Raw genomic sequence first — 14,896 nt, forward strand, 5'->3', positions numbered from 1 at the left:
AAACCGCAGGGTAATGGAAGAATCCATTTGCCCTGCGGTTCATTATAGATCTTACTTATTTAGCTTTCTTTCCAGATTACATTTTCACCGTAATTTTTACCCCAGTTATACATTGCGTGCAGGACGGGCATCAGGCTTTGACCGTGATCTGTCAACGTATATTCCACCCGAGGAGGGACTTCTGCATACACCTTGCGCTCAATCAGCTTGTCTTCCTCCAGCTCACGTAGCTGGTTGGTCAGCATCTTCTGGGTGATATGAGGGATTAGGCGTTTCAGCTCACTGAAACGTTTGGTGCCTTCCAGACCCAAATGCCACAAAATAATCAGTTTCCATTTGCCACCGATCACCGCAAGGGTCAATTCCTTCTCACAGTTGATTTCTTTCAGATTAATCCGTTCCTTCACTTCAGACGCCATGGCTCCGAGCCCCCTCATCTTCAATCTTATATCGCGTATATTACGCATATCACGGGACACTTCACTCGAAGTAAGCTTTCCGCTCCATGCATGATGTAATAAGTACATTCATTCGATACAGCTTTCTATTAATTCTACTACAGCCTGGTCGGGATGCAAAGTTTAAGTGAAAATTACGGATAAAACCTATAGACATGAATGACTGTGTATCGCAAAAAAGACCAGAACCCTTCACAATCAAAGGATTCCAGTCTTTCATTTATTCACTCTATTCCAGGTTCGCGTGGCGGCCAAACATATCCGCTCCGGTCATTCCCTTCATTTCCATCATCGTGAGGATGAGTGCATCCATGCCAATCAACAGTCCCTGTTCGAACAACGAGCCCATCGGCTGAATGGTTACATCCGCTCCGGAAGTTGCCGTGTCCTCTTTGGCTGAAGCTGGAAGACGCACGACCGTAGTCGCCAATTGCCCAATCGTGGACTCTGGCTTGATTGTAATCAGACCGACAGGTGCACCTGCCGAACTAGCTTTCTGAGCCATCGCTACGAGACTGCCTGTTTCTCCTGAGCCTGAGCATAACAAGAGAAAGTCCTTTGAACTGATCCCAGGTGTAACGGTCTCACCTACCACATATACACGAAGCCCCATCTGCATCAATCTCATGGCAAAAGCCTTTCCCATAAGACCTGACCGACCTGCTCCAGCCACAAAAATCTGTTCTGCAGCCAGAATGTGTTCAGCCATCGCTTGCATCTCTGCATCATCGATCTGGCTAAGCGTACGTTCCAGCTCCTTCAAGATGTCAGCTGCGTACTGTGTTTTGCTCATCTGCTTACCCTTGTTTAACGAGACGTTGCATTTCAGCTGCAACTGCGGCTTTGTCTGCTTGTCCTGTGATACCGCCGCCTACAATAACCAGATCCGGTTGTGCTTTGATTACTTCTGGCAATGTTTCCAGCTTGATTCCACCAGCGACAGCCGTTTTAGCATTTTTCACAGCAGCTTTGATCGTTTGCAGATCTTCGAACGGGCTTTGCCCTTCAGCTTGCAGGTCATAACCTGTGTGTACACAGATGTAATCTACGCCAAGCGCATCAATTTCACGAGCACGTTGTTCAAGGTTAGGCACGTTGATCATGTCCACAAGAACTTGTTTGTTTTGTTTCTTCGCTTCTGCTACTGCACCTTTGATCGTACTGTCATTGGTTGCCCCAAGCACAGTGATCAGATCCGCACCAGCTTCAGCTGCTTTCATGATTTCATAACCACCAGCGTCCATGATTTTAAGGTCTGCAAGAACTTGGAGATTAGGGAATGCTTCTTTCATCGCTTTTACCGCGTGCAAACCTTCATTAATAACGATTGGTGTACCAATCTCAACGATATCAATATATTGTTCAACCTCTTTAACCAGTGCGATACCTTCAGGGATGTTTACCAAGTCGAGTGCCAATTGCAATTTCATCATTTATTTCTCCTTTGTTGTTCAAGTATGAGTCGTTCCTGTAAAAATAATAATCAGATATTTAGCCTGCACCAATTTGTCTGTTCAGATGCATGCAGTGTTTGTTTTAGCTACTCATTCATTGTAGACCCTGACTATCCATTCAGGAAGTACGCACTTTGAAGTGGGGTAGTTACTTGCACGATACTATTGATAATCAATCGTTGTTATCCGAATTAAACAATGCGATTAATCCTCTATTCCAACCCGTTCACAGCAGAAAAGAAACCTAATCATCCCATTATGTCTTCAATATAAAAGACCCCGCCACATGGCAGGGTCCTTATCATTTCCAATCCCAGCAGAGCTGGTTTTAAAAATTCAACATTTTACACGAATCAATTTCATAACTCACTAAAAGGTATTATGAAATTGATTCACAGATATACAGGTTTCACGCATACCGGCTTGGATACACCTGTGCTGTGACCTGTGTATTTCAGACGTCCGCTTTCCTGATCCACCGTGAATGTCACGAGGTTGTTGGTATCGCGGTTAGCTGCGATCAGCAGTTTGCCGTTAGGCGTCAGCGCAAAGTGACGCGGGTGCTCACCTTCTGCAGATACATGCTCAACCAGTGTCAGGTGACCTTTGTCTGCATCTACTGCAAATACAACGATGCTGTCATGTCCTCGGTTAGAACCATATACATAACGTCCATCATTGGAAACTGTGATTTCCGCTGTTGTATTCTCTTTGCCATCATATCCATCAGGCAATGTGGATACGGTAGACAATTCAGTCAACGTACCCGCTGCTGCATCATATTGGAACGAAGTAATCGAAGAATCCACTTCGTTGATCACATAAGCGAATTGACCATTCGGGTGGAACGCCAAGTGACGTGGACCTGCACCCGCATGTGTTTTAGTTTCACTGTGCAGTACAAGTTCATTCTTGTCTGCATCAATGGAATAGATCGCGATTTTATCCGCACCCAGATCCTGTACCAGCATGTATTTGCCATCCGGGCTGAAGAATGCGGAGTGCACATGTGGCTTGTCCTGACGTTCAGGATGCGCACCTTGGCCTTCATGTTTCTTCTCGTCCAGAAGCGCTCCAACTTCACCGTTATCCGTCAAGGCTTGCAGACCTACCAGACCACCGTGGTAGCTGGAGAGGATCAAGTATTTTCCGGAAGGATCGCGCTGGATATGACATGGTGGAGCTGAAATGGAGTCATTCCGGTTCAGCAACGTTAATTTTCCTGTAGAAGGATCAATGCTCAGAGCTACAGCTTCAGACATTTTATTGCCTTCTGCTGACGCTGTTTCACCAATCGCATACAGTTTGTTACCCTCAGCATCCACGTTGACAAACGTTGGGTTTTTCACGCCAGCGATGCCGTCAAGCTTGGACAAGCTTCCTGTATCCTCATTCAATTCATATGCATAAATGCCCTCATTTTCCGTTTCGGCATAAGAGCCAGCAAGTACGAGCAAGCGTTTTGATTCACTCATTACAGTTTCCTCCTCTATGTGTATGTAATCTTGTTGCACCTCTTCTATAATAAATCTGCCATATCAAAATAGCAATCCGCTGTCGCTGCACATCCGTAAAATTATCGGTTAAACAACGCGTGGAAAGCACACGATCATACTGAAATCCATTCATATGAGGTGCATCTTCTGCTATGATAAGATAGGTTTTTCATCCAGAAGGGACTGAATTGCATTGCTTCACTCATTTTTACTCACGTTATACCATGTATTCCTGCCGATATCACTTCCCGTGATTGGAGGAATTCTGTTAAAACACTTCAAGAACTGGGATACCCGGTCACTCTCGACCTTTTCCCTTTATATTTTGAGCCCTGCGCTCATCTTCAATACATTACTGCATGCGGAGATTACCTGGACGGACGTCACCAGCACGTTCTGGTTCTCCATCATTAATCTGATTGCCCTGTGGGCACTCGCCGAGCTGTTAAGCCGGGTTTTCCGTCTGGGTGCAAGCGAAAAAGCGGGTCTCACCCTCGTCTCCACGTTTACGAACTGCGTGAATTACGGGCTCCCGCTTGTACTGCTTGCCTTTGGTCAACTTGGACTGGACAAGGCTTCCGTCTATGTCATTGGACAGATGATCATTGTCAATACAGTAGGTATCTTTTTTGCCGCAAGATCCCAATTCACGGTAAAAGATGCGATTCTGTCCGTTTTCCGCATGCCATCCATCTATGCTGCTGGCATCGCCATTATGCTACGTGCGTCCAATCTGAGCCTGCCTGACGCACTCGATGGAGGCATCTCCATGATGGCCGCGGGTTACTCTCCTGTCGTTCTCGCCATTCTGGGAGCACAGATGCTCAGACCAAAAGGTGCTACAGTGCCCTGGCTGCCCAATGTACGCCGAGCCTTCTGGACCGGACTTGTGGTCCGTCTCGCAGCTGCGCCCATCCTCTCCTGGGTGATTCTGACCGCGCTTCAGGTCGAGGGTACGTTGTTCAGTGTGCTGCTGATCCTCGCATCGATGCCGACCGCAGTGAACGCCGTTATTTTGGCTGAACAGTTCAATGCTTCTCCTCAGTTTGTATCCCGTTGCATCCTGTGGACAACCGCTGCATCCATGTTGATGCTGCCGATTATGATTGTGATGGCTTCCTGATTAATACCGGAGGCGATACCGACGCTAGATCCGCTTGTCGGCGTTTCTCCAGCCGGCGTTCATAACGCCGGTTGAGTGCTCTGACGTAGAAGAATTTCACGACAAAGTACGAAATCACACCCAAAATGACACCGAACACAGACATGCCTGCCAGGATATCCAATCCACCAAGTAACAGTTCACTCACGGCCGACCAGTTTCCACGAAACAGTTCCATGAATGCACTCTCGTGTACCGGTCCTTGTCCCATGCTGTGAGCAGGTAGAATCCAGGAACCAATCTGCTTCGCGATCGGCATCAGAATGATAGGCAAAAACGTAAGTTTTCCGATCACATTACCAACAATCGCTGCTGGCATCGAACCTCCAGACAGTCGCACAATGGGATAGAATACGAGATATATCAGGGATGCGGTCGAGATCACGATCAGTTCCAGTCCGAACCCTATGGCAAATCCGGTGGATACTTTATGGGCACCTCCGGGAGCACGTAACAATTTGAGAAAATTCAGCTTCATCGCACGTGTTAAACGTACCCAGCGGTTAGTCTTGCGCTTCTGTGTGGTCATACCGAACTTCTCCTTATTTTGCACAAATGACGACTTGAATCGTCTATTCTTTAGTATATCACACCGCGTTAGCTCCAGTGGTAACAATGACTGGCTGTGTCTGCATCTCGACATTACCTGCCACCGCTCGGGAGATCATACAGGATGATTCAGCCTTGTGCGCCAAGCGCTCGGCTTTGGTCAGATCCGCCTCAGAGGCATCTGCGCTGAGCACGATTCGGGGTCTATGTACGATCCGTTCGTACGTAAACACGTTATTTGTAACATCTACCGTTGCTTCTGACTCCAGCGTCAACTCATCCGGCGTAATATCCGAACGCTCCAGCATCGCTGCCAGCGTGATCAGGTAACAGGTCGAGGCTGCACCCAGCAGCATCTCGTCCGGGTTGGTTCCTGTACCGGGTCCGCCCATCTCCTGCGGAATCGATATGACCGTTTTTAATCCACCTGCATCAATGGTCCCCTCACTGTTACGTCCACCATTCCATACCGCTTTCAGATGAAAAGGATGTTTCATGACATTCATTCCTTTCTGATTTACACACGTATACACGTAATATTTTGTTCGATCAATGCGCTAACCTGCTCTTCGTCTACACCCTGATCTGTAATCACTTTCCCCACAATGCTCATCTCAGCGACTCTGGTAAACGCCTGGATGTTAAACTTGCTGGAATCTGCAAGTAAAATGACCTCATCCGCAATATGGATCATCTTTTGCTTCACCAAGGCCTGCAATTCATTGGATTCACTGATACCTTTGGTCAGATGCACACCTTTACAAGACAGAAACACTTTATCCACATGGTAAGCATCCAGCGAACGTTCCGCCAGCGGTCCTACAAAAGACAGTGACTTCGAAGCCAGTTGCCCACCTGTGGCAATCACACGAATCTGCTCCTTGTTACTCAGCTCTGCGGCGACCTTAATCGAGTTGGTTAATACCGTCAGTGGGATGTTCGGCAATCCTGCCGCCATATACCACGCCGTTGTACTTGCATCCAGGGCGATCCGGTCGCCGGATTCCACCATTTTTACCGCTTCGCTTGCAATTCTGCGCTTTTCTTCTGCATGGGCTACAGCCCGTTCCGGATACGGAATCTCCGACTGTAACTCTTCCTTGTATTTCACGCTGACCGCCCCGCCATGGGACCGCCTGAGCCTGCCCGCCTGTTCGAGCTTGTCCAGATCACGACGAATCGTCTCTTCCGTCACCCCGCAGCGCTCACTAAGTTCGGTCACACGCATGCTGCCTTGCGTATCCACCCATTCCACTATTTTCTCATACCGTTCAGCTACGAGCATATTCCTTCACTCCAAACCGTTGATTATCCAGTTGATCCTGTTCCTCCATCATACCACAGTGCGATCACAAGGAGAATTTGGTCCACGTGCAAAAAGAGGGAGCTTTCGCCCCCTCCATTCCAGTTCTGAAGTGTATCTTATTTATCTTCTGCCATAGGGAACCAGCCCGGCGTGTGGATGATTGCATTCCACAATCCGTCAGGAATAACCAAGCGCTCCTGATCCGATTTGGTCAGAATCGTTTCGATGTCTTCTTCCCGTCCACTCTCGATTTTCTCAACCCAATCCGGTTCGATAATCAGCTCACGTCCAATTGCAAGCAATGGTACTCCTGTTTGAAGCGCTTCAGCAGCCTCAGCAGCCGTATGAATCGCACCCACACCGATCACAGGCAATTTGCCGTTCACACGATCCAGAATGAATTCCATTCTTGAACGCGTATCTGCTTCGCCACGTCTTGGTTTGGACCAGAACTCGTTCACAGAGACATGAAGGTAATCCAGGTTTTTATCTTTCAGCGCATCCACTAGTAGGTACGTTTCTTCCATCGTGAGTCCCGGTGTTTCCGGTTCTTCCGGGGAGAAGCGATAACCAATGATGAACGGCAGTTTCGTATGTTCGGCAACAACTTTCTGAATCTCGTCCACTACAGCAAGTGGGAATGTCAGACGTTTCTCGGCACTTCCGCCCCAACGATCTTCACGTCGGTTGGAATGCGGGGAGAAGAATTGTTGGATCAGATAACCGTTCGCACCGTGAATCTCAACACCATCAAATCCGGCTTCGATTGCACGACGTGTCGCTTCACCAAAGTCTTTGATAATGGAAGTAATCTCGGTATCTGTCAATTCTCTTGGTTCAGGAGATCCCGGACGCTCACTCGCAACTGCACTAGGAGCAACCACTTGACCCGCAGGTACGGCTTGTTCAGGAGTAAGACGGCCCGCATGGAAAATTTGCAATACGGCTACAGAACCCTGTTGTTTAATGGTATCAGCCAGTTTCTTCAGGCCGGGAATGAAGCGATCATCATAGACGCCAAACTGAGCCGGGAAACCAATCCCAGTCTCTGTTACATGCCCTACAGCCGTAATCGACATGCCAGCACCACCGGTGCGACGTGCATAATAAGCAAGTTCAGCATCGGATATCGTACCATCTGCATTAGAGGACATATGAGTCATCGGAGCAAGCACGATACGGTTTTTCAGTGTAATGCCAGTCGGTAGTGAAACTTGTTCGAACATCTGGTTAAACTTTGGATTCATTCGTGGTTCCCTCCTGATTATAAATATCTCTTTTAATAGATATATGAATATATGCGTTCGCTTACTGTAATGATTATAGTTACGTTTCACCGCAATTGCAACTCTTCATTTTCAGAAAGGAAAAAAAGAGCAGAGTGTCTTCAGACTCTCGGCCCCCTCATCTTCACTCTACTCAAAAGATTTTCAGAAACTCCGAACGTAGGCCAGCTTCTGATCCATCTCTTCCACGCATTCGAAACAGTCGTGTTCGTCATTAGCAACCATTGGTGTTACCGGATACAGATTCATCTCTGTACTGTTATAGGATTTGATCAGCGGAAGCAACTGAGACACTCGTGTATTGGCAGGATCAAGCCAGGTGTTGATCTCTTCTTCGGAGAGAATGGCTGGCATTTTGCTACCAAACTCGCGGGTAACCATGTTCGCCCCTGTCATAAGCATCGTGCAGGTCCGAAGCGGCTCTTTTCGTGTGTCTTTCCATACTTCGTATAAACCAGCAATGCCAAACAGGCCACGATCCGGCATGACAACACGAACCGCATAACTTTTCTTGCCCTCTTGCCGCCAGTAATACAATCCGTTGCACGGAATAACGCAGCGCTTGGTCTCTACCAGTTTGTAATAGGAAGGATTCTCATGCACGGTCATGAGATTCGCGTTAACGGCATCACGACCCCAGAATGGAATGAACCCCCACCGGAACTCATCCAATACACGCTCACCATCCTGATGCAAAATAATCGGCGTATGCTGGGTTGGACTGATATTGTATCGGTTTTTGTAATAATACATCACTCGCTGAACTTTGAAATGATCTCTGACTTCATCCAGATCGGCTGCCAATGAAAAACGGTTGCACATGCTCAAGCACTACCTTTCCCTGTGTAAGTTGGATGTATTGTTTGTAACTTTAGGGAAATTATGCATGCACATCGAACAGAAAATGACTTATTTTGACACCATTAGGTTAGGATCAAGATATATTTCATGTTTTTCACGACAAAAACAACGACCTCGGACTCATTTTAATCTAACTATTAATTGTTACTATAATAGAGAATAAAAAATACATTTATTGGAGGTTTTAAGTATGAAAAGGAAGTTTTTGATGAGCATCATGTTGTTCTCGGCGATTGCCATGTTCGGCAGTACCATCTATGCGGCAACCTTTCTAACCTACGGTTATCCCAGCACCACCATCCCCATTCGCACGTATAATTACGCCTCCGCCTGGCAGACCCCTATGGACGCTTCCCTTGCCAACTGGAACAATGCAGGTGCCAAAGTTCAATTCACCAAAACAAGTAACTCTCCGAACACCATCACCGCAGGAAACTTCAATAACACAGCATATGGTGTCAACTACGCCTCCGTATCCGGCAGTCAAGTTGTAAGCTTCCGCATCGAACTCAATGCATCCACGATTACTCCTGACGCGACCAACTTATCCAACTTCATTCAAAGCGTATTCGTCCATGAACTCGGACACTCCGTATGGCTCGGTGACAACCCGACAACAAGCAGTCCTTCCATTATGTCTTACTCCCGCAACCGCAATTCCATGACCCAACCCCAAACTTTTGATATAAACAACGTAAGATCCAAGTACTAATCCGCTACGAACTCATTCCAAAATCCAAGGAGGATTCCTGTCCATGAACAAAAAACGAGTATTAACGCTTCTTCTCTCTTCCATTTTCATTCTATCTGCTGTTGGTTGCTCTTCTGTTACACCTACCGCGTCCCCGTCCGATGCACCCTTGACCATCATTGCTTCTGAAGATTACCCGAGTTATACCAGCATTGGCGACCTGTCCGAGAGAGCAAATACCATTGTGAAAGGCAGTGTGGTTGAGACTCGTGTGGAAGCTTTAAACGATATCGTACAAGCTACCGATGCTGCGAATGAGAACGAGTTAAACCCAGCGTCCGATCCGGGCGGAGAGCCGTCTTCTTTTGATAAAATCTATACGATCCACACGATTCAGGTCGCTGAATCCTATAAGGGCGGTTACACTGCCGGGGAACACATTGAAGTGAAGCAACTTGGCGGACAACTAGGCAACACCGAGATTATAAATGATGATAACCTCAAGCTGATCCCTACCAAAGACTATGTGCTTTTCCTGGAAACGTATGAAGACACCCCTGCCAGCTTGCTCAACTCCGTTCAAAGTCTCTACGTAATCAAACCTGCCGCCAAGTCGAACCAGCCAGGTCAGCAACAATCACAGTCAGAAGTCATTGTGAGCGCAAACCCCGAGAATGACCTCACACTGCAACTGAAGGATCTGCAAGAAATTCAGAACGAACAAAAGAAACAATAACCGATATCTTTTATACGGCAATCACACCACTATTTCTTCTCCGTACAGACAGCTAGTCCCCTTCTACTGTTCAGTCCTACATAGAAATATGAAAACCGTGCTGCTCAGCAAACTGGGCGGCACGGTTTTTTGAAGTTTCTTACTTAGACAGTGTATTAAGTCCAATAATCCATTCAGCCAGATCCTGTGTCTGTTTCAACAAGGCGATAGGGTCACGGAACCAGGATTGCTCTTCCGTCCATATGTACACTTTTCCATTTTTGATAGCAGGCAATGAACCCCAGATCGGATCTGCCTGAAGCTCTTTCAGCTGAGAGTTACTGGTCAGCACAATGTAATCTCCGGCATATTTTGAGAGCAGTTCTATGGAGAATTCATGATAGGCGCCCTGCATCAACTCGGCTGGAATGTTCTTTGGTGCTTGCAATCCAAGCAATTCGTAGATGTTACGCCCTCCCCGGCCCGACTGATTACCAAAAATGAAGACTTGGCGATCATATTCCTGCATAACGGAGAATGTAGCGTCAGCTGGAACAACACTCTGCACCTCCTGCTTGATTTTGGCAATCTCCTCATCGAAATCAGACAGCCACTTCTCTGCTTCCGCTTCTTTGCCAAGGACTTTACCGAAATAGTTTACTTCGTCCTTCAGTGCTGGGAAAGTGATGGATGCGATCGAAACGGTTGGAGCAATCTTGCTGTATTTCTCATAAGCGGCCTTGTCCGGATTCAATGTAATAATGAGATCCGGCTCCAGCTCCATCAATTGTTCAACGGAATCGCCTATCGTTTCAAGACCATCCATGTGACCTTCCAGATAAGGACTGTTCATTAGAAATTGGCCTCCACCAATCGGTTTGACACCAAGAGCAAGCACCGTTCCCAGATAATCTATGGCAGCAATTCGCTCCGGGTGTGCAGGAATTTCTACCTCACCAAAGGTCGTATTTACCATTTGGGTTTCCACGACTGCCGGTTGTTCGGGTTCAGCCGCAACTTCGGATGTTTCTGCCCCCTGCTGGGCTGTTCCACAAGCACTCAATGTGAGTACAAGCGCAAGCGACATGATCGCTGATTTGAAATGGTTAAACATGTTGATTTCCTCATCTCCCGTATATTGATAATGATTATCATCATCAATTAAAGGATAACGTTCCTCTTCCTCTGTTACAATGGATTCATTTGTTGCATTTAATGTACTTTTCGAAACTGATTTCGAGCTTGCCTGCTGCTTCATCCGATATTGTCCCGGTGTGATGCCGGTCTCTTTTTTGAATATACGATTGAAATAGAACGGGTCCATATAACCCACATACGCAGCAATCTCCTGTAATGAAGCTTTCGTGGATGTAAGTAGACTCCTTGCCTCACCCATTCGTAACCGAATCACATATTCTGTCGGTGTACATCCCGTCTGTTCCTTGAATTTGCGTGATAGATATTGTGGACTGTAACTCAAGGACTCGGCAAGCGAATCAAGCGAGATCGATTCACGGTAATGAGCTTTGATGTATCGCAAAACCTGATCGGTAAGCGAAGGCTGCTGAACTTCGTTAAGCATGCGATTCCGCTGTAACAATACAAGCTGTACCAGTTGAAAGAAGTACACTTTGACCTGAATTTTACCCACTTGCTCCTGCCCTGACCAGCATTCATGTATATTCAGCACAAGCTCACGTAGCTCAAGTGCATGATCCGGCGCTGTCGCCCAGGACTCTTCAAACGGATTACGCTGGTTCAGCATCATTCGGTACTCTACCAACACATTGGAGGGTAACGTTGATTTGTATAAAATCAGATGTACCTCCGAAGCACCGGTCGCTTCAAGTGTCAGGCGCGTTCCTTTTCCCCCGTGCAGCAGCAAGAACTGGCTCGTAGACCACACCTCTTCATCCAGCCAGACCTGCCCCCTGCCTTGAACATACACAAACGCACTGGTCGGTAACACATAATTGCGTATGAACTCGTTTGTTGCCAATGATATAAGACGGACATCAAGCACGCGAACCTGAACCTGATCCCACAGCTTGATGTCATTCTGAATTCCCATATAGACTCCCTTTCCTAAGCAATTTAACATGTACAATACCCTGGCATTGTGATTAAAAACCCATTTATAATTGATAATGATTATCAATTATAGCAATGTTGAAGCTATCTTTGAAGTCCTCTTCACTTGTAGTTAGTTTGTTTGGGTACTCCAAAATAAAAACGGTCGAAATCTCTCATAGAGAGATCTCAACCGTTCTAATGGTAACCCTTATTATAGTTTGATAAAGTCAACCATGGAACGAACCTGAATAAGTCCTGTATTGGAAACCGCATCGACAGATTGCAGCCCATCTCTGGAAGTGAACTGCACCTTCACCGGAATGCCTGGAATGAGATCGAAGAAGTTGTCCGAGAATACGCCTTCCGCTTCAGAGGAAATCCATACTTGTTTGGCAAGCACATCACTTTCCAGTTGAAGATATTTGCCATCATTTTCAGTAACTTCAGTTACTTTAATTTGTGAAGGCTGCAATGCGAGATCTTTGGATGGTGCAAAATAATGCTCCTGCACAATGTCCGCTACTCCATTCTGCTTCAGATCAATCCGCAGCAGCGTAGATGCTGCATCATGTCCTTCGAGCCATTCAGCCTGGCTGAGTGACAACACCTGTTGACCCGAGTTGGAAGCCAATCTTACTTCATGCTCTTCTTCACGGTACACCGTGCCATCGAATCCAATCAGTCGAACCTGCAATTGACCCTTCACCGGCTCAAGTTGATCGGAGATGACATAAATATCTGTTGTATCTTCCTTGGTTCCGTCTACGGATACGAGCACATCGCTGAAGCTGCGTTTCGCATAATACTGCAATGCTTTCCAACGACCAAGGTAGTCCATACCGGCCCATGAAGCCACCGGCCAGCAGTCATTCATTTGCCAGTAAAGCGTGCCCATACAGAATGGTTTGCGGCGACGGTGCGCTTCAATCGCTGTCTTCATCGCTTCCGCCTGAAGCACTTGGCTCATATACAGGAACGATGGGAAATCCTTCGATTCATGCATGTACATATCCATGTACTGTTTGATCAGACGGTTACCTGCGCCATTCTTCTGATGCGCAAGCATCACTTCCGATTCCAGAGCCAGATCCTCTTCTTCCGCGTAAGTGCGAACTGACTTGTACTCCGGGAAAGACTGGAATCCGTATTCACTCATGAAACGACCCACATGCACGTTATAGTTTTCAAACGGTTCTACATTGTGCCACACGCCCCAGTAGTGAATATCGCCTTCGGCTGTGGACGGGTGCGCATGTTGCTTCTCATCCCCTGACAGTGATACAAGTGGTGACGAAGGCCAGTAATCCACACCTGGAGCATACGCTTCAACCACTTCTGGCAGCAGATCATGGAAGATGGCTTCGTAATCGGCCCAGATGCTTTCACGCTGCTCGGCAGTAAATTCCTTCTTCCAACCCCAGCCACCATTCTCGACATAGTGAGCCCAAGCCGAATCAATCTCGTTGTTTCCACACCAGAGTGCAATACTTGGATGATTGCGCAGACGTTTCACATTATCGATGGCTTCATGTCTCACACTGTTCAGGAACGCTTCATCTCCCGGGTACATGCTGCATGCAAACATGAAGTCTTGCCATACCAGGATACCGTATTCGTCGCACAGTTCATAGAAGTCATCTTGCTCATAGATCCCGCCGCCCCACACACGAAGCATGTTCATATTGGACTCGGCAGCAGATACAATCTCATGTCGATAACGTTCACGTGTAATTTCGGTGATGAAGCTATCATTCGGAATGTGATTAGCCCCTTTGGCAAAGACCGCAACACCATTTAGTTCAAAGTAAAAGGATGCTCCCGCTTCATCTTTGTCACGTACTAGCCGAATGGAACGAAGCCCAGTCTTCACTGTAGATTCAGCCACAGCTCGCTCACCTTGAAGCACTTCCGCAAGGAAGGTGTACAGATGCGGATCACCAAGTCCACGGCTCCACCACAGTTTCGGTTCATTCATGGAGATTGGAATCTCCACCGTCTGAGCTCCGGGCTGTAGCGATACGGATCTTTCCCATCTCTGACCATCTGCCCCAATACGAATGACCGTATCTACCGCTTGTGATGTCTCGACTTCCACAACAGCCGTTAGTGAAGCTAAGGTAGCGCTTACTTCATTTTGCTGGATGTACACATCATTGATTCGCACCTGTGTCCAACCTTCAAGACGTGCTTCACGCCAGATACCACTGGTTACAAAACGCGGACCCCAGTCCCAGCCATAGTGATATGGAGCTTTACGGGCAAAGATACTTACTCTCTTATCGCCAAGTCCGCCAACTTCGGACTGATCATTGGATGCAGGTAATGCATATCCGAGCTTCTCCAGCTTCGGCAGGTCTTCCTGAATTGGAGACCGAAAACGTATTCGGAGAATGTTCCCGCTCCCCTTTAATACGGACTTCACATCCGCCTTCCATACCCGGAACATATTATCTGCTGATAACACATGCACATCATTCACATACACATCCGCATATGTATCCAGACCATCAAACACCAGTTCCAGATGTTCTTGGGAGAACAACGTTTCGGCAACGTCAAATTCCGTCTGATATTCCCAATCTATTTTATCAATCCATTGTACTTCCTTCTCGTTCGTTCCATAAAAAGGATCTGGAATCTTGCCCAGTTTCAGCAAATCTGTATGCACACAGCCTGGCACCTGAGCCGGCATCCACTCTTGATCTTCGCAAGCCTTGAACGTCCAATTCTGAAAAACATGTGATTGTATTGTGCTCATGACAGCCTCCATTGTTGTTAGAGTTGGTAAACATTATTTTGTTAGGTTTTGTTAGCATAAACATAAATAACTTACAAAACAAAATTA

14 protein-coding genes are annotated in these 14,896 nt (G+C 47.0%); 3 read left to right on the forward strand and 11 right to left on the reverse strand.

Translation table 11 applies throughout. From position 1 onward, the window contains the following. Positions 1-59 precede the first annotated feature (59 nt). The 4 genes from HF638_RS25825 to HF638_RS25840 all read right to left on the reverse strand — a co-directional run bounded on the left by HF638_RS25825 (position 60) and on the right by HF638_RS25840 (position 3,387). On the reverse strand, positions 60-419 hold the full coding sequence (locus HF638_RS25825) for a winged helix-turn-helix transcriptional regulator (protein ID WP_036608849.1): 360 nt from the start codon (positions 417-419) through the stop codon (positions 60-62). 268 nt (positions 420-687) lie between these two features. Beyond that, positions 688-1,251 carry a 6-phospho-3-hexuloisomerase gene (hxlB, locus tag HF638_RS25830; RefSeq protein ID WP_062833988.1) on the reverse strand — a complete coding sequence of 188 codons (564 nt, stop codon included), beginning with the start codon at positions 1,249-1,251 and terminating at the stop codon, positions 688-690. Between the two features lie 4 nt (positions 1,252-1,255). Beyond that, on the reverse strand, positions 1,256-1,888 hold the full coding sequence (hxlA, locus tag HF638_RS25835; protein ID WP_036670570.1) for a 3-hexulose-6-phosphate synthase: 633 nt from the start codon (positions 1,886-1,888) through the stop codon (positions 1,256-1,258). Between the two features lie 416 nt (positions 1,889-2,304). Beyond that, positions 2,305-3,387: a lactonase family protein gene (locus HF638_RS25840; protein WP_169482847.1), complete on the reverse strand. Its 1,083-nt coding sequence runs from the start codon at positions 3,385-3,387 to the stop codon at positions 2,305-2,307. Positions 3,388-3,601: 214 nt separating this feature from the next. Between HF638_RS25840 and HF638_RS25845 the strand changes: the two genes are divergently transcribed. Beyond that, complete coding sequence (locus tag HF638_RS25845) at positions 3,602-4,531, forward strand: AEC family transporter (RefSeq protein WP_169482848.1); 930 nt, start codon at positions 3,602-3,604, stop codon at positions 4,529-4,531. Here HF638_RS25845 and HF638_RS25850 read toward each other — a convergent pair. The 5 genes from HF638_RS25850 to HF638_RS25870 all read right to left on the reverse strand — a co-directional run bounded on the left by HF638_RS25850 (position 4,509) and on the right by HF638_RS25870 (position 8,533). Further along, on the reverse strand, positions 4,509-5,099 hold the full coding sequence (locus HF638_RS25850; protein ID WP_169482849.1) for a DUF2062 domain-containing protein: 591 nt from the start codon (positions 5,097-5,099) through the stop codon (positions 4,509-4,511). The two genes, HF638_RS25845 and HF638_RS25850, sit on opposite strands and share 23 nt — an antisense overlap. Positions 5,100-5,157: 58 nt before the next feature. After that, on the reverse strand, positions 5,158-5,616 hold the full coding sequence (locus HF638_RS25855) for an OsmC family protein (RefSeq protein ID WP_062833984.1): 459 nt from the start codon (positions 5,614-5,616) through the stop codon (positions 5,158-5,160). A 20-nt stretch (positions 5,617-5,636) separates the two neighbouring features. After that, positions 5,637-6,404 (reverse strand): DeoR/GlpR family DNA-binding transcription regulator, encoded by a 768-nt coding sequence (locus HF638_RS25860; protein WP_169482850.1) that lies wholly within the window; start codon positions 6,402-6,404, stop codon positions 5,637-5,639. Positions 6,405-6,541: 137 nt separating this feature from the next. After that, the gene (locus HF638_RS25865; RefSeq protein WP_169482851.1) at positions 6,542-7,672 is read right to left on the reverse strand and encodes an NADH-dependent flavin oxidoreductase; all 1,131 of its coding nucleotides are present in this window, start codon (positions 7,670-7,672) and stop codon (positions 6,542-6,544) included. 183 nt (positions 7,673-7,855) lie between these two features. After that, positions 7,856-8,533 carry an SOS response-associated peptidase gene (locus HF638_RS25870; protein WP_169482852.1) on the reverse strand — a complete coding sequence of 226 codons (678 nt, stop codon included), beginning with the start codon at positions 8,531-8,533 and terminating at the stop codon, positions 7,856-7,858. Between the two features lie 229 nt (positions 8,534-8,762). Here HF638_RS25870 and HF638_RS25875 point away from each other — a divergent pair, with 229 nt between their 5' ends. Together HF638_RS25875 and HF638_RS25880 are read left to right on the forward strand one after the other, a co-directional pair. Further along, entirely contained in the window at positions 8,763-9,284 is a 522-nt protein-coding gene (locus HF638_RS25875; RefSeq protein ID WP_169482853.1) for a zinc metalloprotease, read from the forward strand. 43 nt (positions 9,285-9,327) lie between these two features. Beyond that, a complete protein-coding gene (locus tag HF638_RS25880) occupies positions 9,328-9,999 on the forward strand; it encodes a hypothetical protein (RefSeq protein ID WP_169482854.1) in 672 nt (223 codons plus the stop codon). 139 nt (positions 10,000-10,138) lie between these two features. On the opposite strand, the gene HF638_RS25885 is transcribed toward HF638_RS25880, so the two are convergent. Both HF638_RS25885 and HF638_RS25890 read right to left on the reverse strand, forming a co-directional pair. Continuing rightward, a complete protein-coding gene (locus HF638_RS25885; protein ID WP_169482855.1) occupies positions 10,139-12,049 on the reverse strand; it encodes an AraC family transcriptional regulator in 1,911 nt (636 codons plus the stop codon). 213 nt (positions 12,050-12,262) lie between these two features. Further along, positions 12,263-14,809, reverse strand: a complete 2,547-nt coding sequence (locus HF638_RS25890) for a beta-mannosidase (RefSeq protein ID WP_169482856.1) — start codon at positions 14,807-14,809, stop codon at positions 12,263-12,265. Positions 14,810-14,896 lie beyond the last annotated feature (87 nt).

The organism is Paenibacillus sp. SZ31, from assembly GCF_012912005.1.
Classification (GTDB): Bacteria; Bacillota; Bacilli; order Paenibacillales; family Paenibacillaceae; genus Paenibacillus.

Excerpts from the sequence above, each read along its gene's own strand:
- HF638_RS25825 (WP_036608849.1), bottom strand. The coding sequence starts at position 419 with ATGGCGTCTGAAGTGAAGGAACGGATTAATCTGAAAGAAATCAACTGT.
- hxlB (WP_062833988.1), bottom strand. The coding sequence starts at position 1,251 with ATGAGCAAAACACAGTACGCAGCTGACATCTTGAAGGAGCTGGAACGT.
- hxlA (WP_036670570.1), bottom strand. The coding sequence starts at position 1,888 with ATGAAATTGCAATTGGCACTCGACTTGGTAAACATCCCTGAAGGTATC.
- HF638_RS25840 (WP_169482847.1), bottom strand. The coding sequence starts at position 3,387 with ATGAGTGAATCAAAACGCTTGCTCGTACTTGCTGGCTCTTATGCCGAA.
- HF638_RS25850 (WP_169482849.1), bottom strand. The coding sequence starts at position 5,099 with ATGACCACACAGAAGCGCAAGACTAACCGCTGGGTACGTTTAACACGT.
- HF638_RS25855 (WP_062833984.1), bottom strand. The coding sequence starts at position 5,616 with ATGAAACATCCTTTTCATCTGAAAGCGGTATGGAATGGTGGACGTAAC.
- HF638_RS25860 (WP_169482850.1), bottom strand. The coding sequence starts at position 6,404 with ATGCTCGTAGCTGAACGGTATGAGAAAATAGTGGAATGGGTGGATACG.
- HF638_RS25865 (WP_169482851.1), bottom strand. The coding sequence starts at position 7,672 with ATGAATCCAAAGTTTAACCAGATGTTCGAACAAGTTTCACTACCGACT.
- HF638_RS25870 (WP_169482852.1), bottom strand. The coding sequence starts at position 8,533 with ATGTGCAACCGTTTTTCATTGGCAGCCGATCTGGATGAAGTCAGAGAT.
- HF638_RS25875 (WP_169482853.1), top strand. The coding sequence starts at position 8,763 with ATGAAAAGGAAGTTTTTGATGAGCATCATGTTGTTCTCGGCGATTGCC.
- HF638_RS25880 (WP_169482854.1), top strand. The coding sequence starts at position 9,328 with ATGAACAAAAAACGAGTATTAACGCTTCTTCTCTCTTCCATTTTCATT.
- HF638_RS25885 (WP_169482855.1), bottom strand. The coding sequence starts at position 12,049 with ATGGGAATTCAGAATGACATCAAGCTGTGGGATCAGGTTCAGGTTCGC.
- HF638_RS25890 (WP_169482856.1), bottom strand. The coding sequence starts at position 14,809 with ATGAGCACAATACAATCACATGTTTTTCAGAATTGGACGTTCAAGGCT.